Origin of the sequence: Bacteroides caecicola (genome assembly GCF_023337095.1) — a bacterium.
GTDB lineage: Bacteria > Bacteroidota > Bacteroidia > Bacteroidales > Bacteroidaceae > Phocaeicola > Phocaeicola gallinarum.
The window spans coordinates 156,184-177,794 of sequence record NZ_JAMBLM010000008.1; the positions used below are offsets into that span (position 1 = coordinate 156,184).

Genomic DNA, 21,611 nt, shown 5'->3' on the forward strand with positions numbered 1-21,611 from the left:
TCTACCTTTGCCTGCGAACAAAAAAACATAATACGCAACATGAAAAACAACATTCTTACTCTGTTGAAGGTATTTTTCCTCACCCTGCTAATCATAGGAAGTGGAAATACATTCACGCTTTCCGCACAGCAAAGCGGAAACCGAATCATCACCGGACAAGTTATCGATGATGAGAATCAAGAACCTCTTATTGGAGTCAGTGTGCTGGTGGTAGGAACTACCATTGGTACAATCACCGATTTTGATGGGAACTATTCGGTAGAACTTCCCGCCGGAAGCAAACAACTTCAGTTTTCGTACATCGGGTATAAAACCCAAACGGTTAATGTATCTGATAAAGTATTAAACATCCGACTGGAATCAGACTCTGAAATGTTGGGCGACGTGGTGGTTATCGGTTACGGAACTCAACGCAAAAGTGATTTGACCGGCTCGGTTACCAACGTATCCAGCGAAGATTTCAACACCGGTCTTGTCAGCTCGCCGGAGCAACTCATCAACGGAAAAATCTCCGGTGTACAGATTATGTCGAACAGTGGTTCGCCCACGGCAGGAAGTACCATCCGTGTACGTGGCGGAGCTTCACTGAATGCCAGCAACGACCCGCTTATCGTGTTAGACGGTGTGCCTTTGGAACAAGGAGGTATCAGCGGAAACGATGGAAACTTCCTCAGTCTGATTAACCCGAACGACATTGAAAGCATGACCATCCTGAAGGATGCTTCCTCAACGGCTATCTATGGTTCGCGCGCTTCTAACGGTGTCATTATCATTACAACCAAAAAAGGGAACTCGGATAAGCTGAAAGTCACATTCAGCACCACCAATTCCATCCAGACTCGCACGAGAATGGCAGACATGCTGAGCTATGACCAGTTTGTCAACGTAGTAAACACGCAGGGAAGTGCAGCACAAAAAGCCCTGCTGGGTACGGCTCATACCGATTGGAATGACTATGTTTATCACAATGCGTTCGGTACGGATAACAACCTGAGTCTGGCAGGACGGATTGCCCCCAACTGGCCTGTCCGCGTATCTGTAGGTTATTACAACCAAGACGGTCTGCTTAAAACAGATAACGCAAACCGCTTTACGGGAAGTATTTCGCTTTCTCCTTCTTTCTTCGATGACCATCTGAAACTTACTCTGAATGCTAAAGGTTCACTCAACAAAAACCAGTTTGCCAATACCTCGGCTATTTGGGGAGCCTCAACCATGAATCCTACTATACCTATCTATTCGGGGAACGATGAATTCGGAGGATTTACCGAAGCTATAACCGGCGATGGAAACCCTGTAACGGGTGGCGTGTTGAATCCGTTGGGATTATTGGAACAGCGGGACGCTCACAGTAAGGTAGTGCGCTTTATCGGTAATTTCGATGTAGATTATCGGGTACATTTTTTACCTGATTTAAAACTCCACGCTACATTGGGATATGATTATGCAGAAGGTAAGGGCTCGGAATATGTTGCTCCCGAAGCTGCTCAATATTACACAACAGGCGGTTATTACTATCCTTACGGACCGCAAAAGAATGAAAACAGACTGCTTACCTTATATGCCAACTATAACAAGATGGTGGATGCCATTAACAGCAGTTTCGATGCCACAGTCGGATACGATTACCAGTATTGGAAATCCACTACTCCGGCAACAGCGCAAATGAATGCAGCGGGAGATGTACAGACTCAATACCGCGCTTCCGACCAGCGTCATGTATTGCTTTCATACTACGGACGTTTGAACTATTCTTACGGTTCACGCTATATGCTGACTGCAACTGTACGACGGGATGCTACTTCTCGTTTTGCCAAGCCTCAGCGCTGGGGTACTTTCCCTTCCGTAGCGTTGGGATGGAGGGTTACCGAAGAGTCATTCATGAAAGACCAACAAGTATTGAGCACCTTGAAACTGCGCGCAAGCTACGGTGTCACCGGTCAGCAAGACGGTATCGGGAACTATAACTATTTGCCGATTTATACCATCAGCCAAGACGGGGCACAGGGTATTGTAGGAGGTACTCCCATTTACACATATCGTCCGGAGGCTTATGTATCCGACTTGAAATGGGAAACCACTACGTCGTGGAACTTTGGTTTTGATTTCGGATTCTTGGAAGACCGAATCACCGGTAGCTTCGATTATTATACACGTAAAACCAAAGACTTGATTGCCACAGTTCCTGCTGCTGCCGGTTCTACGTTCGACCGTAACATTACGACCAATGTGGGTAACGTAGACAGTCAGGGTATCGAGTTGTCAGTAAATGCAACGCCTATTCAAACCAAAGACCTTACGTGGAATGTAAGTTTCAACATGACTTGGCAGCAAATGAAAGTCAAAAACCTGTCTATCGTAGAGGGTGGACAGGCCACCAATACGAGTGTAGGACCGACTGTAGACGGGCAGTATGTACAAACACTGTCGGAAGGATATGAACCGTATATGTTTTATGTGTACAAACAGCTATACGATGCAAATACCGGAAAACCCATTGAGGGAGCTTATGCCGATTTGAATAATGACGGGATGATTAACGAAGGTGATTTGTACCGCTACCACTCTCCTGCCCCCGATTTTATTATGGGATTAAGCACTTCATTACAATGGAAGAAATGGAATCTGGGGATGAGCTTCCGTGCCAATATAGGCAACTATGTTTACAATGGAATGGCAATGACTACCGGAGCTTTTGAAACGATGAGTTACAACGCTTACCAGTTGAACAATCTTTCAACGAGCTATCTGGAAACCGGATTCCAGACCCGCCAGCATCTGTCTGATTATTATGTTGAGAATGCATCGTTCCTGAAAATGGATAATCTGACATTGGGGTATAACTTCGGAGAAATCTTCAAAGGATGCAATCTCAACGTCAGTGCGATGGTTCAAAACGTATTCTGCATCACCAAGTACAGTGGCGTAGATCCGGAAGTACCGAATGGTGTAGACAATACGTTCTATCCGCGTCCGCGTACTTACTCTTTGAACATCGGACTTAATTTCTAACCCTCAATTCCATAAAACCATGAAACGAATATTATATACAGCATTGATTTGCTGCGGATGCCTCCTTACTCCTTCTTGTGTAGGAGATTTGGATCAGTTTCCACATACTGAAACTACTTCCGAAAACATTTATAACAGCGTAGACAGTTATTATCAGGTATTAGCTAAAATATATACGGCGATGGTCACTACCGGACAGGAGCAGAGCGGCAGTGAAGACCTCTCAAGCAACAAAGGGTTTGATTACATGCGTTGTTACTTTAACCTGCAGGAAGTAGGTACTGACGAGGTTGCCTACACATGGCTGTCGGGCGAAACACTGACCGACATCAGCAACCTTTCATGGGATGCCACCGATGTATGGGTATCCGATATGTATTACCGCATCTATTATAACATTGCGCTTTGCAATGAGTTTCTACGCCACGCTACGGATGATGCCATAGCTTCATTCAGCGGAGAAGAACAGGCTACGCTGCGCACTTACCGTGCCGAAGCGCGTTTCCTCCGTGCCTTGTTCTATTATCATGCGCTTGATTTCTTCCGTAACATTCCGTTTGTTTCTGAAAACGACCCTGTGGGCAGCTACATTCCTCCGCGTTATACAGCCCAACAAATATTCGAATTTATCGAATCGGAGTTAAATGACATTACCGGAGACGAAGGCGATTTGCTGAACCGCGACGAATGTCCTTACGGACGGGCTTCGCAAGGAGCGGCTTATACGCTGCTGGCAAGAATGTATCTGAACGCCGAAACTTATATCGGCGAGGCACGATATACCGAATGTATCACGGCTTGTAACCATGCCATCGAACAAGGTTATACGTTGGAGCAGGATTACAGTAAGCTGTTTAATGCCGATAACGACCAGCGTACGAACGAAATCATCTTTACGCTTCCCGTAGATGCTACTACCACTGTTTCATGGGGCGCTTCCACATACGTGGTATGCGGAGCCGTACCCACCAGCATGGCACAGAATTCGGTCGGAGTTGCCAGCGGTTGGGGTTCCATGCGAATGCGCGGTGCCGCTTCTGCCCAATTCAATAACGACAACAGGGGCATGTTTATTACCGACGGACAGACACAGGAGATTTCCGACATGACCAACGAGGGTGAAGGATGGGTAGTTACCAAATGGTCGAACGTTACCGACGCCGGAGAAACGGCATCCAATACGGCACAATCCGGTGTGAATACCGACTTCCCTTTATTCCGATTGGCTGATGTGTATCTGATGTATGCCGAGGCTACGGCACGCGGCGGACAAGGAGGCAGCATGGATCAGGCATACCGGTTTGTAAACGAACTGCGAGACCGTGTAGGTGCAGAACCTATCCCGAATTGGGCAGCCATGACCAACGACGGTTGCATCTTCTTCCTTGCCGAACGTTTGCGCGAGCTTTACTGGGAAGGTACGCGCCGTACGGACTTGATTCGCTTTAACCGCTTTACCACCAATACGTATGTATGGGAATGGAAAGGAGGAACGCAGGCTGGCACAGGCGTAGACGACCGCTATAACATCTACCCCATCCCGTCTACCGAACTCACAGCCAACCCGAACTTATATAATGAAAACTATTAACGCTTAAACTCTTTTGGTATGAAAACTATAAAAAGTCTGTTTGTCACGCTGCTTGCCTTGCTCTCCTTTTCGGCTTGCGAGAAAGACGGCGACAAAATATACTTGCAAAGTTTAGAAGGCAATGAGCTGATGGCTACTGCCGACAAGGTTGAACTGAATGCTGACTTGGCTCAAAATATCGTATTGTCGCTGGCTTGGACTGAACAAACCATCCAGCTAAGTGATTCGTCGGTAGGAACAACTACCACAGTTACCAATTACGTGGAAGCATCGCTGTCTGAAGATTTCACGGCTTCTGTTTACCAAACCGAAGCAACCGGACTCTCCATCGCTTTTACCGGACTTGAATTAAACTCACTGGCAAGCCAGATTGGAGCTACCAACGGACAGGCGAACACCATTTATTTCCGCTTGGCGGGAACTACCGGAATCAACATTCCTGCGGCATACAGCAACGTGGTAAGCGTCAGTGTTACGCCGTATGAGATGGATATGAATACGGGCATCGTTCTCTTGTCGAACGACCAGACCGAGAACTTGGGAGAAACCGGAGTTACCTTCCATTCTCCGGATGCCGACGGTATTTATCACGGGTTTATTGCCATCCCCACAGCGTGGTATCACATTCTGTTCAAGGAAGGCGACGGCTCGATATGGGGAACATCGGGAAGCGAAGGAGCGTTCCACCTTACCAACGATGCGAACAACTCGCTTCAGAATATGTGGTTCCCCGGTACGGCAGGATGTTACTACGTTATCGTCGATACGCAGGCAGCGCAATGGAGTGCGCTTCATATCAGCTCGCTCTCTGTCAGCGGACTGACAAGCGAAAGCATCGACCTTACGTTAGACCAAACCACAACCCAATGGGTTGGCACATTTACTGCCGACGTTGCCGGAAGCCGTACGATAACCATCAACGGGCAGGGAGAACAGTATAATGTGGAAACCGGAGACGGCTCGGGCACAGCCACCGGCATTGCGTTTGCCGCCGATGGAGAGCATGTCGCATTAGCCGAAACTGCCGGAAACATTACGGTTGATGTGCCGCAGGCAGGAGAATGTACCGTCCGACTGAATCTGTATGACCCGACAAACTGCACGGTCAGCGTAGAGGCAGGAGCAGCCGAACTGCCGGGCGGAGGAGACTCCGGTGAAGAGACTCCCGTCACGCTTCCCGAATCGCTCGACGTGGTTTCTTATTCCACCGGTTCCGAAGTCATCCTGACTACACTCTACCCTACCGGCAGCGAAAGCGGTGTGTACACAGGCACTTATTCCGGAGAAGTAAGAGACCAAATCAACATCGTAGACCGGACGAACTCGGTATGGTATGGATGCGACCCGGATGAAAACTCGCAACTGTCTTCACAAGACGACAAATGGAATATATGGTTCGACGGAACCGGAGCGGTTACCCTTACCGTCGACCTTACTAACATGACTTGGAATTACACAGCAAACTAAAAAACGAAACAACCATGAAAAAGATAAAAAACTGGTGGATGGGCTTACTCCTTTTGGCGGGGGTTGCCATCACTTCCTGCAACGACGATGATAAACCGGTATTCCCCGAAACTCAGGAAGAGACATACGATATGACGGGATTTGCCCGCGGTGCCGATGTAAGCTGGCTGACCGAAATGGAAGCCGAAGGACGCACATTTTACGATGCCGACGGAAAAGAGCGGGAATGTATGTCTCTGCTCCGCGAACTCGGCATGAACGCCATCCGCCTGCGCGTATGGGTGAACCCTGCCGACGGATGGTGTAATCAGAACGACGTAATAGCAAAAGCATGGCGGGCACACAATTTGGGATACCGGCTGATGATTGATTTCCATTACAGCGACACTTGGGCAGACCCCGGAAGTCAGACCAAGCCCGCCGCGTGGGAGAATTACACGTTCGATGAGCTGCGCCAAGCCGTAACCACACATACCACCGAAGTATTGACCGCACTCAAGAATCAGGGCATCGACGTTGAATGGGTGCAGGTAGGCAATGAAACCAGCAACGGCATGTTATGGGATGAAGGCATGGCAAGCACCAACATGGCAAATTTCGCCGCTTTGGTCAATGCGGGTTACGATGCAGCCAAAGCCGTTTATCCCGATGCGCAAGTCATCATTCACTTAGACCGAGGCAACGAGTTGACGCACTACACGTGGATATTCAACGGATTGCAGGAGAACGGAGCGAAATGGGACATCATCGGCATGTCGCTCTATCCGGGCGAAGACCCTGACGACAGCAACGGACTGACCGAATGGAATCCGGTGGATGAGAACGGACAGACATGGCAGGAGCAGAACGATGCCTGCATCGCAAACATGCAAAGTCTCATCGATACCTATCAGACTCAAGTCATGGTGTGCGAAATAGGTGTTCCGTGGAACTATGAGCAGGCAGAAGCCTTTTATACCGACTTCGTAACCAAAGCCAAACAGGTAGACGGATGTTTAGGGGTGTTTGCTTGGGAACCCGAATGTTACGGTGGATGGAACGGCTATCAGAAAGGGATGTTCGACGATACGGGAAAACCGACCGCTTCATTTAACGCATTTGCCCGTGATTGACTCAGTAAACGGGAAAGAGACACCGGTTCAGAGGTGGCAGAATCAGACGTTCGGACTCCACTGCCGGAGGGTGAAAAACGCTACCGTTAGCGTTACGCATCCCATGCGGTAGAATTGCCTTACGCTACCCATAGGATTCACCGGTTCTATGGGTAGAAATTCTCAAGCCTCAAAACGAGTGTTGGTCCGGAATCTCTTTCCCTTATTAACAGCTTAAAAATCAAACGATATGAGACTCCAGAATCTTTTTATATTCATCCTATTTTCAACGTTTGCCGCAACATCCCTCTCTACGCGAGCGCAACGCAACGAACAACTCTTAGAAGAAGGATGGCGGTTTACCAAAGGCGATGTGACAGATGCCGCAACTCCGGGATTCGACGACAGCCGATGGGAGTCGGTAACCGTTCCACACGATTGGGCAATCTACGGGCCGTTCAGCCGCGAAAACGACTTACAGAACGTGGCAGTCACACAAAATTTCGAAACGCAGGCATCCATCAAAACCGGACGCACCGGCGGACTGCCTTACGTAGGTGTGGGATGGTATCGTACCACGTTCGACACAAAGCCCGACCAAGAAGTGACACTGGTTTTCGATGGTGCCATGAGCGAAGCCCGCGTTTATGTGAACGGACAGGAGGCGTGTTTCTGGCCTTGCGGTTATAACTCATTCTACTGCAATGTAACCCGCCTCATCAATCCCGACGGACGCAACAATACGCTGGCTGTACGGCTGGAGAACCGTCCGCAATCATCGCGCTGGTATCCGGGTGCCGGTCTGTACCGCAATGTACATGTCATCACTACCAATCGGATTCACATCCCCGTATGGGGCACGCAAATCACCACCCCCCACGTGGCGGATGATTATGCCTCTGTCTGCCTTCGCACATCCGTTGAAAATTCAGGACAAAAAGAGCTGACTTTGGTAACGGAAATCCTTTCTCCCGAAGGCAAAACCGTAGCAACGAAAGAAAACAAGGGATTCATAAACCACGGGCAACCGTTTACCCAGAACTTCATAGTGGAACGCCCTGCACTTTGGTCGCCCGAATCGCCCTCGCTCTACCGTGCCGTCACTAAAGTATACGTGGAAGATAAGCTGACCGATACCTACACCACCCGTTTCGGCATCCGCTCCATCGAGTACGTGGCTGACAAAGGTTTTTACCTGAACGGGAAACTGCGCAAATTTCAAGGCGTATGCAATCATCACGACCTCGGACCGTTAGGAGCTGCCATCAATGTCAAGGCTTTACGCCATCAGCTCACCCTGCTGAAAGACATGGGGTGCGATGCCATCCGCACGGCACATAACATGCCTGCGCCCGAACTGGTAGCACTTTGCGACGAAATGGGTTTCATGATGATGATAGAACCTTTCGACGAATGGGACATTGCCAAATGCGACAACGGTTATCACCGCTTTTTCAACGAATGGGCGGAACGCGACATGGTAAACATGCTCCGCCATTACCGGAATCATCCCTGCGTGGTGATGTGGAGCATCGGCAACGAAGTCCCCACCCAATGCAGCCCTGAAGGATATAAAGTAGCAAAATTTTTACAAGACATCTGCCATCGAGAAGACCCGACACGTCCCGTAACCTGCGGAATGGACCAAGTAGATTGCGTACTCGACAACGGGTTTGCGGCAATGCTCGACATTCCGGGATTCAACTATCGCGCCCACCGCTATACTGAAGCCTACGAACGCTTGCCGCAAAATCTGGTATTAGGTTCGGAAACCTCGTCGACGGTCAGTTCGCGCGGCGTGTACAAATTCCCGGCACAACGAAAAGCCGATGCCAAATACGACGATCACCAATCGTCTTCCTACGACTTGGAATACTGCTCGTGGTCGAACATCCCCGACATGGATTTCGCTCTTGCCGACGATTACAACTGGACGTTAGGGCAATTCGTATGGACAGGATTTGATTACTTGGGCGAACCCAGCCCTTACGATACGGACGCATGGCCTAACCACAGTTCGATGTTCGGCATCATCGACCTTGCTTCCATTCCTAAAGACCGGTACTATCTTTACCGCAGTCTGTGGAACCGGAATGAAGAAACACTCCACATTCTCCCCCATTGGAACTGGGAAGGACACGAAGGAGAAAAAGTACCTGTATTCGTTTACACCAACTATTCCTCTGCCGAGCTGTTTGTCAACGGCAAAAGCTATGGCAAACAGACCAAGAACAACCAGACGGTAGAGAACCGTTATCGCCTGATGTGGCACGATGTGGTTTACGAACCGGGCGAGGTAAAAGTCATAGCTTACGACCGCAATGGGAAAGCAATGGCGGAAAAAGTAATCCGTACCGCAGGAAAGCCTCACCACATCGAGCTTTCCACGCCTCACCATACGCTGAATGCCGACGGCAAAGACCTTGCTTATGTAACGCTTCGCATCGTAGACAAGGATGGTAATCTCTGTCCTACTGACGGGCGTTTGGTGAACTTCAACGTAAAAGGAGCGGGGCGCTATCGTGCTTCAGCCAACGGAGACCCTACTTGCCTCGATCTCTTCCACCTGCCGCGTATGCACGCCTTTAACGGAATGCTGACGGTTATTCTTCAAGCCTCCAAAGAGGCTGGTACGATGGAACTGAAAGCCTCGGCTAAAGGTCTGAAAAGCGGTAGCATACAAATTGATGTAAAATCTCTAAACCAACAACCATGAAGAAATTATTATCCATAGTGTGTGCCCTTTGGAGCTTCTTCTCCGCCTACGGACAAACCGATACGACTTTTTACAAAGGAGCCGATATCAGTTGGACGACCCAACTGGAAGCCGAAGGACACCGTTTCTACAACACACAGGGCGAAGAACGTGAATGTACGGCTCTGATGAAAGAATTAGGACTTAACGCCATCCGTCTGCGCGTATGGGTAAACCCGGAAGACAAATGGAGCAACAAAGAAGATATGCTCCGGATGGCAAAACGAGTCAAAGAAAACGGCATGGAGCTGATGGTAGACTTTCATTACAGTGATGTATGGGCCGACCCTGCCCACCAGACCATCCCCCGCGAGTGGCAGAATCTGTCTTTCGAGGATCTGAAGAAAGCTGTGGCAACGCACACACGCGATGTTCTGCTATTGCTTAAGAACAACAACATCGAGCCGCGTTGGGTACAGGTGGGCAATGAAACCAGCGACGGTTTCCTTTGGGAGGCAGGACGCGCCAGCACCAACATGTCCCAATATGCAGCACTGACCACAGCGGGATACGATGCCGTAAAAGACATCTTCCCGAACGCCACGGTCATCGTCCATCTTGATAACGGATTCAACAACGACCTTTACAACTATATCTTCGACGGACTGAAAGCCAACGGTGGCAAGTGGGATATGATAGGCATGTCGCTCTATCCCTACTGGTCAATCATGTACAAACACGTAAAGGATGCCGATGAAGCAATCACGCGCTGCATGGACAACATTCGCCGGGTAAGCAGAAAATACAACTGCCCCGTCATGATTGTTGAGACGGGAATGGAATCGGCAAAACCGGAAGAGGGAAAAGCATTGCTCGCCCGCATCATCCGCCAAGCCCGCACGGAAACCGAAGGCAAATGCCGAGGTGTGTTTTACTGGGAACCCGAATGTAAACCCACCCCATACGTGCTGGGGGCTTTCACTGCCGACGGATATCCTACGGCGATTATGGAAGCGTTTGGGGAGAATTGAGGGATTACGCAGTTACCCCGCGTCATAATTCTTCCTAAGTCAAATTTGACTTCATGTTTCATCCTCTTGCACAAATGTTTCAATGCAACATTTGTGCAAGAGGATGAAACATTATTACATAGTAATTCAAGATGTTAGCCATACATTTGCAGCAAACAAAAAATTTATTTTCATGCAACAATATTAATGCTATGAGAACCAAAAAGAAATTTACTCAGCAATGGTAATCGCTATCTTTGCGATACTGATGCTGTCTGCCACTCCCATCGAGGAAGAAGAAAGCGACCGTGCGTCGGGATTTGCCGATTGTTTCAGGCTGTTGGGCAAACCTTTCATCTTACTCTCGTTTCTCGGTATTATGTGTCATGTGGGCATTGATGTGGGTACAAACACCACTGCCCCTAAACTCTTGATGGAAAGGGTAGGCATGGACTTGACGGAAGCCGGGTTTGCTACCAGCCTTTACTTCATCTTCCGTACATTAGGATGTTTTTCGGGAGCGTTTATCCTGCGGATATTGCGGGCTAAGGTGTTCTTCCTGATTAGTGTAATATGCATGTTGCTGGCTATGGCGGGGCTGTTTACGTTTCATTCGCTGACTGCTATTTATATCTGCATCGCACTAATCGGATTTGGAAACTCAAACGTATTTTCTATCGTTTTTTCGCAGGCTTTGTTCGCTCAGCCCGACAAGAAGAACGAGGTTTCAGGACTAATGATTATGGGACTTTTCGGCGGAACGGTATTCCCGCTGCTGATGGGGTTTGCAAGCGACGCCATCGGACAAGACGGAGCAGTTGCCGTTATGACCATCGGAGTTATTTATTTGTTTTTTTATACCTTTAAAATCAAAAAGTAATCACAGCATATTATCAAACACATCATTTACAACAGGAGATATTATGAATAATATTGTAGTAGGCATGGGAGAAGCACTATGGGACGTGCTTCCCGAAGGTAAGAAAATAGGCGGAGCACCTGCTAATTTTGCGTATCATGTTTCACAGTTCGGATTAGAGAGCCGCGTGGTCAGCGCCGTAGGCGAAGACAAGTTAGGCATGGAAATCTTAGAGAATTTCCGTGCAAAAAAGCTGAATTGCATGATTGAGACAGTACCTTATCCCACAGGAACGGTACAAGTGGAGCTGGACGCTGAGGGAGTTCCTTATTACGACATTAAAGAGGGAGTGGCATGGGACAATATTCCGTTTACTCCGGCACTGGAAGGGCTGGCCAAACAAACGCGGGCAGTATGTTTCGGCTCGCTGGCACAACGCAGCGTGGTATCGCGCGAGACAATCAACCGTTTCCTCGACACGATGCCCGAAGGCGAAGGACAGTATAAAATATTCGACATCAACCTGCGTCAGGGGTTTTACACAAAAGACATCCTCTGCAACTCAATGCAGAAGTGCAACATCTTAAAGATTAACGATGAAGAGTTAGTTACCGTAAGCCGCATGTTCGGTTATCCGGGCATCGACCTGCAAGACAAATGTTGGATTCTGATTGCCAAATATAACCTGAAGATGTTGATTCTTACTTGCGGAGTAAACGGAAGCTATGTGTTTACGCCGGGAAACATTTCATTCGTCGAGACGCCGAAAGTAGAAGTTGCCGACACTGTGGGTGCAGGCGACTCGTTTACCGCTGCTTTCGTTTCATCCATTCTGAAAGGGAAATCCGTAAACGAAGCACACCGGCTGGCGGTAGAAGTTTCGGCATTTGTTTGTACGCAGAATGGAGCAATGCCTCTCCTGCCCGACTACCTGACACAAAAATAAGCGTCAATAAAGTTATTTTCATCGGGTTGAGCCTTTCCGGACACATAAGGTTCAACCCGTTTTTTCTTTTTTCCAACGCTCCCCGATGGAAGGTATCGCTTCAGCCCGTAAGCAGCTCATCGTATGGATAGAATCACCTAACCGTCTCCACAGAAAATGTTACCTACATTCCGGCATTTATTTGGGCAATTACATCCATTTTATATCTCTCATTCTGACAAATATTAATATATTTGTACCCTTACAAACCGAAATACCATGAAACAATTTTTCGCATTATGTTTTACTTTTCTCTTTCTGTGTTCTTCCTGCTCGCAGAAAGATGAACATTATTTAATCGGGGTGTCTCAATGCAGTGAAGACGAATGGCGCACACAGATGAATAAGGAAATTACCCGCGAAGCCTTATTTTATCCGCAAGCAGAGGTAAAAATCAAAACTGCAAAAGATGATAACTGGAAACAAATTGAAGATATTAAAGAGTTCATCCGTGAAGGTGTAGACTTGCTGGTGGTGGCTCCGAACGAGGCTAATGCCATCACACCGGTTATCGAGGAAGCGTTCGATGCCGGAATCCCGGTAGTATTGGTCGACCGGAAAATTCATTCTTCAAAATACACGGCGTATGTAGGAGCAGACAATTACGAAATAGGCAGGCAAGCCGGAATGTACATTGCAAACCGTTTACATGGGAAAGGGCAAATTGTAGAAATTACCGGACTAAAAGGTTCGACTCCTGCCGTAGAACGGCATCGAGGCATGATGGAATCGCTTGCCGAAACACCCGACATTAAGATTATAGCTAAGGCAGACGCAAAGTGGTTTCAGCAAGACGCCGAAAAAGCGGTTGACAGCATTCTTCTTCAACATAAACAAATTGACTTGATATTCGCACAAAACGACCGTATGGCTATCGGGGCCTACCAGTCTGCTGCCCGTCAAGGGCGAGCCAAAGACATTGTTTTCGTAGGTATTGATGCTGTGTGGAGCGAAGGTTACGGGGTAGACCGCGTGGCGGCAGGAGAACTGGATGCCACATTCATTTACCCCACGGGAGGCGACCGTGTAATGCAGGTGGCAATGGCTATCCTGCAAGGAAAGCCGTATGCGCGCGACACTAATTTATCCACGGCGCTGGTCAACCGTTCGAACGCACGCATCATGCAGATGCAAACCGAGCATATCCTCCGATTAGACCAAAAGATAGAAATATTAGACAACCAGTTGGATGCTTACTTCCTTCGATACTCTGCCCAACGGATGTTTCTTTATGCTTGCATTATTATTTTAGTATTGGTGGGTGCATTGCTGGTATTAATGACAAAGGCCTTTTGGACCAAGAACCGGATGAATGCAGAGCTGTCGAAACAGAAATCGCAATTAGAGGAACAGCGTGACCAGCTTATCAGTTTGTCTCACCAGTTAGAAGAAGCCACACATGCAAAATTGGCTTTTTTCACCAACGTGTCACACGATTTCCGTACGCCGCTCACATTGATAGCCGACCCTGTCAGTCAGCTGGAATCAAGCACGAACTTAAACGAGCATGAACGTGCTTTGTTAAACATCGTACGCAAAAACGTAACCGTGCTTCTCCGTTTAATAAACCAGATACTCGACTTCCGTAAGTTTGAAAACGGCAAATTAAGCCTCCATCTTTCTGAATTTAATATTGACAAAGAGATGAAAGAATGGACTGAGGCATTTCGCACTTTATCGTACCGCAAACATATACACTTCGAGGTAACGACCGATAACTCCCCAAAGGATTATCAAATGATAGCCGATGCGGAAAAGCTGGAACGCATTACGTACAACCTACTTTCTAACGCCTTTAAGTTTACACCCGAAAACGGACACATCAGTGTGGCCTTATCGCAGTTTTCCCATGAGGGGAACGACTGGCTTCGCCTGCAAGTTACCGATTCGGGCATAGGCATGTCGGCAGAGCATGTACAACACATCTTTGAGCGTTTTTATCAGATAGACGTTCATCATGCCGGCTCAGGAATCGGACTGGCATTGGTGAAAGCATTTGTAGAAATGCACCACGGACATATCCAAGTAGAAAGCGGCGAAAAAAAAGGTACGGCATTTACCATCGAAATTCCCATGAAGCAAGCCGGAACTCTCGCCGAAGGACTGGAAAGAAACGCCGTTTTAACCAACCTGAAAGAGGGTGCAGTATTGGATGCCGACCTTGAAACCATACGGAGAAATACCGAGACCGTAATGTCTGGAAACAAAGAGACTATATTGGTGATAGACGATAATCAAGACGTGCGTAATTACGTGAAGTTGCTGCTACAAACACAATATACGGTTATCGAAGCGGCAGACGGACAGGAGGGAATAAAACAGGCAATGAAGTACGTGCCCGATGCAATCATCTGCGATGTGATGATGCCCATCATGGACGGTATGGAATGTTGCCGGAGACTGAAAAGTGAGATTCAAACGTCGCATATCCCGATAATGATGCTGACCGCTTACGCAATGGACGAACAAAAGATACAAGGATACGAATGCGGGGCGGATTCGTATATCACCAAACCATTCAGCGCCCAAATGCTCAAAGTCAGGCTGCGCAACCTGATAGAGAACCGTCACCGCTTGCAAACCTTTTTCGGCGGCCAAACCTCTCCTACCCAAAAAACGCCGCTCAACGAAACAGACAAAGGGTTTGTGGAAAAGCTGCGCCGGCTGATAGAAACCAACATGGCGAATGCCAGCGTAAGCGTGGAGGATTTGGGGGAACAAATCGGATTGAGCCGCACGCAACTTTATCGTAAAACCAAAGCGCTCACCGGATATTCGCCCAACGAATTGCTCCGCATTGCCCGCCTGAAAAAAGCGGCTGCACTGTTGGCTTCTACCGAAAAAACAATTTCCGAAATTACATACGAGGTGGGGTTCACCTCCCCTTCTTACTTTACCCGTTGCTATAAAGATTACTTCGGAGAAAGCCCGACCGATTTCCTGCGGCGGAAGAAAGGAGAATAACCATTCTGACTCTTACCAAATCGCAGAGGCGGGACATTTATACACATCTGCTTGTGTAGAATGTCCCGCCTCTGTTTTATACTTTAATGTATAAGGAGTACACGGTTATTTCTTCCTTTTCAGGACAAATCCTACATATCCTCCTAAACATCCCGTAAGCAGTGTGGCGATAACAATAATCACCCCTTCGTGCACTCCGAGCCACCGCAAGAGCAAGGTAAGTCCGATATAGAAGAGTGTACACACTATCACATAAATTATCAACTTCAGTATTATCAAGCCATACATAAGCACATAAATTCTAAAAACCGATGCAAATTTAAAAATAAAATCCTTTCGCGAAAAAATGAAAACACCACTTTCTTCGGGCGGAGTTACCCGGACTTACAGTGAGCTTATTTTAAGCCTTTTATGGTTTGGCAAAAACCGTGAAAAACTCTATGGGAAGCGTTGCCCCGTCCTATGGGTAGAACCGGTCAACACTACCGCATGAGATGACTGACGCTTGCGGTAGCGTTTTCCGGGGCATAATGAAGGTGATTTCAAAACAATTCGAAGCCGGTGCTCAACAATTAGCAACCCAAAAACGTTCACAGATTCTCCGTATATAAAACAACAGCAATACTATCGGCTGCTTTCGAATACTCCCATTTTTTTGTATTTTTGCAACCGGTATAAATTTAAATAAATCAATGGATTTTAAGTACGACGTAATAGTAATCGGTGCGGGACATGCGGGATGCGAAGCTGCGGCTGCGGCTGCCAATCTCGGCTCGAAAACGTGTCTCATCACGATGGATATGAATAAAATCGGGCAAATGAGCTGCAACCCGGCAGTAGGCGGTATCGCCAAAGGACAAATCGTTCGCGAAATAGATGCACTGGGCGGATACATGGGCTTGGTAACCGACCGCACTGCCATTCAGTTTCGGATGTTAAACCGCTCGAAAGGACCGGCTATGTGGAGTCCGCGCGCACAATGCGACCGGCAGAAGTTTATCTGGACGTGGCGTGAGATTCTTGAAAACATTCCCAACCTGCACATCTGGCAAGATACGGTGGAAGAACTTATCGTTGAAAACGGAGAAGTGACAGGACTGGTTACGTGTTGGGGAGTTACGTTTCGCGCCAAATGTGTCATCCTTACGGCAGGAACTTTCCTCAACGGATTGATGCACATCGGACATAAGATGTTGGCGGGCGGACGTTGCGCCGAGCCGGCTTCTTATCATCTGACCGAATCCATCACGCGCCACGGCGTAACTGCCGGACGCATGAAAACCGGAACTCCCGTACGCATCGATGCACGAAGCGTCCGTTTCGACCTGATGGAAACTCAGGATGGAGAAAATGATTTCCACAGCTTTTCGTTTATCAGCGAGCCGCGCCGACTCAAGCAACTTCAGTGTTGGACGTGTTATACCAACGAAGAGGTACACGAAGTTCTGCGCAGCGGACTGGCGGATTCTCCCCTTTTCAACGGACAGATACAAAGCATCGGACCTCGCTACTGTCCGAGTATCGAGACAAAAATCGTAACCTTCCCCGACAAGCCGCAACACCAACTGTTCCTTGAGCCGGAAGGAGAAACGACCAACGAGCTTTACTTAAACGGATTTTCTTCATCGCTGCCGATGGATATCCAAATCGAAGCACTGAAACGAATCCCGTGTTTCAAAGATTTGGTTATCTACCGTCCCGGCTATGCCATCGAATACGACTACTTCGACCCTACCCAATTAAGACATACGTTGGAATCGAAGATAATCAAAAACCTGTTCTTTGCCGGACAAGTAAACGGCACAACCGGATACGAAGAAGCCGGGGGTCAGGGAATCATAGCCGGTATCAATGCACATCAGAACTGCCACGGCGGTGAACCATTCGTATTAGGGCGAGACGAAGCATACATCGGTGTTCTTATCGATGACTTGGTAACAAAAGGTGTAGACGAGCCTTACCGTATGTTTACTTCACGCGCCGAGTATCGCATCCTGCTCCGCCAAGACGATGCCGACATGCGGCTGACCGAACGCGCTTATCGCCTCGGCTTGGCTAAACAAAGCCGTTACGACCTGCTCTGTAAAAAGCGTGCCGAAGTAGAGCGTATCGTAGAGTTCGCGAAAAATTACTCTATCAAGGCCGACCGCATCAACGACGCACTGGAAAGCATCGGCACGGCACGCCTTGCTCACGGCTGCAAACTCATCGACTTGCTCAGCCGTCCACAGGTAACCATTGAGAACATAGCCCCTCACGTTTCGGCATTCAAGGAAGAACTTGACCGGATAACGGAGCGGAAAGATGAGGTTATCGAAGCAGCCGAAGTGCAGATAAAGTACAAAGGCTACATCGACCGCGAACGAATGATAGCCGACAAGATACATAGGCTGGAAGCCATCCGCATCCGGGGCAAGTTCGATTACGCCAACCTGCAATCCCTCTCCACCGAAGCACGACAGAAGTTGATTAAGATAGATCCTGAGACATTGGCACAAGCCAGCCGCATACCGGGCGTATCTCCCAGCGACATCAACGTGTTACTCGTCCTCCTCGGCAGATAAAGGTGCGTGTTTCACGTGAAACAATTTATTTAAAGATTACTTATAAACTATTGGATATGAACAAAGAAACATTAAAGAAAAACTTACGTAAGATACCGGATTTCCCCATACCGGGAATATTGTTCTACGACGTGACTACCCTCTTCAAGAATGCAGAGTGCTTACAGGGCATGATTGACGAACTATACGAAATGTATAAAGACAAAGGCATCACCAAAGTGGTAGGCATTGAGTCAAGAGGATTCATCTTGGGCGGCGCTTTGGCGGCACGCTTGGGAGCAGGATTTATTATGGCACGTAAGCCGGGCAAATTACCCGCAGAGGTTCTTGAAGAAACATACGCCAAAGAATACGGAACCGATACGATACAGATTCATAAAGATGCCATCAACGAAAACGACATCGTTTTGTTGCACGACGACCTGCTTGCCACGGGAGGAACGATGGCTGCCGCTTGCCGTTTGATGGGAAAATTCGGAGTGAAGAAGTCGTACGTCAACTTCGTGGTCGAGCTGAAGAACTTAAACGGACGACAAGCTTTCACCAGCGATGTAGACATCACTACCCTCTTACAACTATAAACCATTTCAAAGAAGCACAGATTCCATTGTTCCGGTAAGCCTGCTTTCCGATACGCCTGAGGAATCTGTGCTTCATATTCTGCACATGGAGAACAACGAAATACTCAGCCATAACGAATACTTGCGGGGCATCGTACTGAACCTTCCAGACAGTCCGGGCATCTATCAATACCTGAACGAAGAGGGGACGATTATTTATGTAGGAAAGGCAAAGAATCTGAAACGTCGTGTTTATTCGTATTTCTCAAGAGATCACCATTCCGCCAAAACACGTATACTGGTAAACAAGATTGCCGATATACGTTACATCGTAGTAAAGACAGAAGAAGACGCTCTGCTACTCGAAAACAATTTAATCAAGAAATACAAGCCGCGTTATAACGTTCTGCTGAAAGATGACAAGAGTTATCCATCGATTTGTGTTACCAACGAATACTTTCCCCGTATCTTCAGCACACGGCGCATCGTCCGAGACGGTTCTACATATTACGGGCCGTATAGCCATATCCCCTCCATGCAGGCAGTGCTGTTACTCATCAAGAAACTGTATCCGCTACGTACCTGTAAATTTGCACTTACTCCGGAAAACATTCGCGACGGCAAATTCAAAGTGTGTTTGGAGTATCATATAAAGAACTGCAAAGCTCCGTGTGTGGGACTGCAATCGCACGATGAATACATGCAAAATATCTCGGCTGCAAGAGAATTACTAAGGGGAAATACGCAAGCCATCAGCAACATCATGATGAAAGAGATGCAGCAACTGGCGGCGGAAATGAAGTTTGAGGAGGCTCAGAAAATCAAAGAGAAATACGAGCTGATAGAAAGTTACCGGGCAAAGAGCGAGGTAGTAAGCTCGTTCTTCCACAACATTGATGTATTTTCTATTGAAACCGACGAAGGAGCTGCTTATATCAATTACCTCCACATCACGAACGGATGTATCAATCAGGCCTTCACTTTCGAATACAAAGTACGTATGAACGAAACGAAAGAGGAACTTCTGCAATTAGGCATCGTGGAGATGAGAGAACGTTACAAGAGTATGTCGAAAGAGATTATCGTTCCCTTTGAACTGGATATGGAAATGCAGGGCGTAACGTTTACCATTCCGCAACGCGGAGAGAAGAAACATTTGCTGGAGCTTTCGATTATGAACGTCAAACAGTATAAGGTAGACCGCCTGAAGCAAGCCGAGAAGTTGAATCCGGAACAGCGCAGCGTACGTCTGATGAAGGAAATCCAAGACCAGTTACATATAGATAAAATGCCCGTAAGAATCGAATGTTTCGATAATTCCAACATACAGGGTTCGGATGCCGTAGCCGCTTGTGTGGTATTCAAGAAAGCACAACCCAGCAAGAAAGATTACCGGAAATACATCATAAAAACGGTTGTAGGGCCGGACGATTACGCATCGATGCAGGAAGTGGTGCGCCGGCGTTACACACGTGTATTGCAGGAGCAGGGCGAACTGCCTGATTTAATCCTGACCGACGGTGGAAAGGGACAAATGGAGGTAGTACGTCAGGTTATCGAAGATGAGCTTCATTTGCAGATTCCGATAGCTGGACTTGCTAAAGACGGACGCCACCGCACTTCGGAGATTCTGTTTGGTTTTCCGCCCGTAAGCATCGGAATCAAGCAAGGCACTCCCCTTTTCCATCTGCTGGAAAGGATACAAGACGAAGTGCATCGGTTTGCCATCACGTTCCATCGCGACAAGCGGAGCAAAAGTCAGATTGCCTCGGCGCTGGATAACATCAAGGGTGTGGGCGAGAAACGGAAAACCGCACTGCTGAAAAGGTTCAAGAGCGTTGCCCGCATCAGGGAAGCAAGCCTTGAAGATATTGCCGAAACGGTGGGAATGGTGGCTGCCAGAAACATTAAAGAGAGCTTAAACGGCGAAAAGTAAACAGAAAGAACCGCAAAGCTCAGCACATCTAAAATTCAACACTTCGTTTCAGCAATCCCGATTAATTTCGTACATTTGTCAAAGTAAGATTTAAAACGATGAGAGTAGTAATCCAACGAGTAAGCCATGCTTCCGTCACCATCGGCGGAGTATGCAAATCAGCCATCCGAGAAGGGCTCATGATATTAGTAGGCATTGAAGAAGCAGACACACGCGAAGACGCCGACTGGCTCTGCAAGAAGGTGCTTAACCTGCGGATATTCGACGATGAAAACGGCGTAATGAACCGCTCCGTCATCGATGTAAACGGTGAAATTTTGGTGGTCAGCCAGTTTACACTGATGGCGTCGACCAAGAAAGGGAATCGACCGTCGTATATCCGGGCTGCCGGACACCAAACGGCTGTTCCGCTCTACGAATATTTCTGCAACGAGCTTAGCATCGGACTGGGAAAAGAAGTAGGAACCGGAGAGTTTGGAGCCGATATGAAAGTAGAATTGTTGAATAACGGACCTGTAACCATCTGCATGGATACGAAAAACAAAGAATAATCATGACGTTAGAAGAAGCACAACAAAGCGTGGACGACTGGATAAAGACGTATGGTGTACGGTATTTCAGCGAGCTGACCAACATGGCAGTCCTTACTGAAGAGGTAGGAGAACTGGCGCGGATTATGGCGCGCACCTATGGCGACCAGTCGTTTAAGGAGGGCGAGAAACACGACCTCGGCGATGAAATGGCGGATGTACTTTGGGTACTTCTGTGCTTGGCAAACCAGACGGGGGTCAACCTGACCGAAGCCTTCCGGAAAAATTTGGAAAAGAAAACCTCACGAGACAAGGAAAGACATAAAAACAACCCTAAACTGAAATAA

The 21,611-nt window shown here is 47.9% G+C and carries 14 protein-coding genes and 1 pseudogene; 14 read left to right on the forward strand and 1 reads right to left on the reverse strand.

The window, feature by feature from the left end:
- Positions 1–39: 39 nt before the first annotated feature.
- From M3085_RS09735 to M3085_RS09775, 9 genes and pseudogenes are all read left to right on the forward strand, one after another.
- Positions 40–3,012 carry a SusC/RagA family TonB-linked outer membrane protein gene (locus tag M3085_RS09735; protein ID WP_249052898.1) on the forward strand — a complete coding sequence of 991 codons (2,973 nt, stop codon included), beginning with the start codon at positions 40–42 and terminating at the stop codon, positions 3,010–3,012.
- Between the two features lie 19 nt (positions 3,013–3,031).
- Positions 3,032–4,603, forward strand: coding sequence for a RagB/SusD family nutrient uptake outer membrane protein (locus M3085_RS09740; protein ID WP_178257297.1), 1,572 nt, complete (start codon positions 3,032–3,034; stop codon positions 4,601–4,603).
- An 18-nt stretch (positions 4,604–4,621) separates the two neighbouring features.
- Positions 4,622–6,070 carry a DUF5114 domain-containing protein gene (locus tag M3085_RS09745; protein ID WP_249052899.1) on the forward strand — a complete coding sequence of 483 codons (1,449 nt, stop codon included), beginning with the start codon at positions 4,622–4,624 and terminating at the stop codon, positions 6,068–6,070.
- 14 nt (positions 6,071–6,084) lie between these two features.
- Positions 6,085–7,182: an arabinogalactan endo-beta-1,4-galactanase gene (locus tag M3085_RS09750; protein ID WP_249052900.1), complete on the forward strand. Its 1,098-nt coding sequence runs from the start codon at positions 6,085–6,087 to the stop codon at positions 7,180–7,182.
- Positions 7,183–7,411: 229 nt separating this feature from the next.
- Positions 7,412–9,877: a glycoside hydrolase family 2 TIM barrel-domain containing protein gene (locus tag M3085_RS09755; RefSeq protein WP_249052901.1), complete on the forward strand. Its 2,466-nt coding sequence runs from the start codon at positions 7,412–7,414 to the stop codon at positions 9,875–9,877.
- Complete coding sequence (locus M3085_RS09760) at positions 9,874–10,887, forward strand: arabinogalactan endo-beta-1,4-galactanase (protein WP_249052902.1); 1,014 nt, start codon at positions 9,874–9,876, stop codon at positions 10,885–10,887. Before M3085_RS09755 ends, M3085_RS09760 begins: the two co-directional genes overlap by 4 nt.
- A 220-nt stretch (positions 10,888–11,107) precedes the next feature.
- A pseudogene (locus M3085_RS09765) lies at positions 11,108–11,746 on the forward strand (MFS transporter); the annotation flags it as partial.
- 43 nt (positions 11,747–11,789) lie between these two features.
- Positions 11,790–12,671 carry a carbohydrate kinase family protein gene (locus M3085_RS09770; RefSeq protein WP_249052903.1) on the forward strand — a complete coding sequence of 294 codons (882 nt, stop codon included), beginning with the start codon at positions 11,790–11,792 and terminating at the stop codon, positions 12,669–12,671.
- Positions 12,672–12,929: 258 nt separating this feature from the next.
- Positions 12,930–15,674: a substrate-binding domain-containing protein gene (locus M3085_RS09775; RefSeq protein WP_249052904.1), complete on the forward strand. Its 2,745-nt coding sequence runs from the start codon at positions 12,930–12,932 to the stop codon at positions 15,672–15,674.
- A gap of 105 nt (positions 15,675–15,779) precedes the next feature.
- Here the strand turns inward: M3085_RS09775 and M3085_RS09780 are convergent, their stop codons facing one another.
- The gene (locus M3085_RS09780) at positions 15,780–15,962 is read right to left on the reverse strand and encodes a hypothetical protein (RefSeq protein ID WP_178257290.1); all 183 of its coding nucleotides are present in this window, start codon (positions 15,960–15,962) and stop codon (positions 15,780–15,782) included.
- A 404-nt stretch (positions 15,963–16,366) separates the two neighbouring features.
- Here M3085_RS09780 and mnmG point away from each other — a divergent pair, with 404 nt between their 5' ends.
- From mnmG to M3085_RS09805, 5 genes are all read left to right on the forward strand, one after another.
- Complete coding sequence (gene mnmG, locus M3085_RS09785; RefSeq protein WP_204499377.1) at positions 16,367–18,238, forward strand: tRNA uridine-5-carboxymethylaminomethyl(34) synthesis enzyme MnmG; 1,872 nt, start codon at positions 16,367–16,369, stop codon at positions 18,236–18,238.
- Between the two features lie 56 nt (positions 18,239–18,294).
- Positions 18,295–18,819 carry an adenine phosphoribosyltransferase gene (locus M3085_RS09790; RefSeq protein WP_249052905.1) on the forward strand — a complete coding sequence of 175 codons (525 nt, stop codon included), beginning with the start codon at positions 18,295–18,297 and terminating at the stop codon, positions 18,817–18,819.
- Positions 18,820–18,904: 85 nt separating this feature from the next.
- Entirely contained in the window at positions 18,905–20,734 is a 1,830-nt protein-coding gene (uvrC, locus tag M3085_RS09795; RefSeq protein WP_178257287.1) for an excinuclease ABC subunit UvrC, read from the forward strand.
- 98 nt (positions 20,735–20,832) lie between these two features.
- Positions 20,833–21,285 carry a D-aminoacyl-tRNA deacylase gene (gene dtd / locus M3085_RS09800; RefSeq protein ID WP_204499373.1) on the forward strand — a complete coding sequence of 151 codons (453 nt, stop codon included), beginning with the start codon at positions 20,833–20,835 and terminating at the stop codon, positions 21,283–21,285.
- A gap of 2 nt (positions 21,286–21,287) precedes the next feature.
- Complete coding sequence (locus M3085_RS09805; protein WP_249052906.1) at positions 21,288–21,611, forward strand: nucleotide pyrophosphohydrolase; 324 nt, start codon at positions 21,288–21,290, stop codon at positions 21,609–21,611.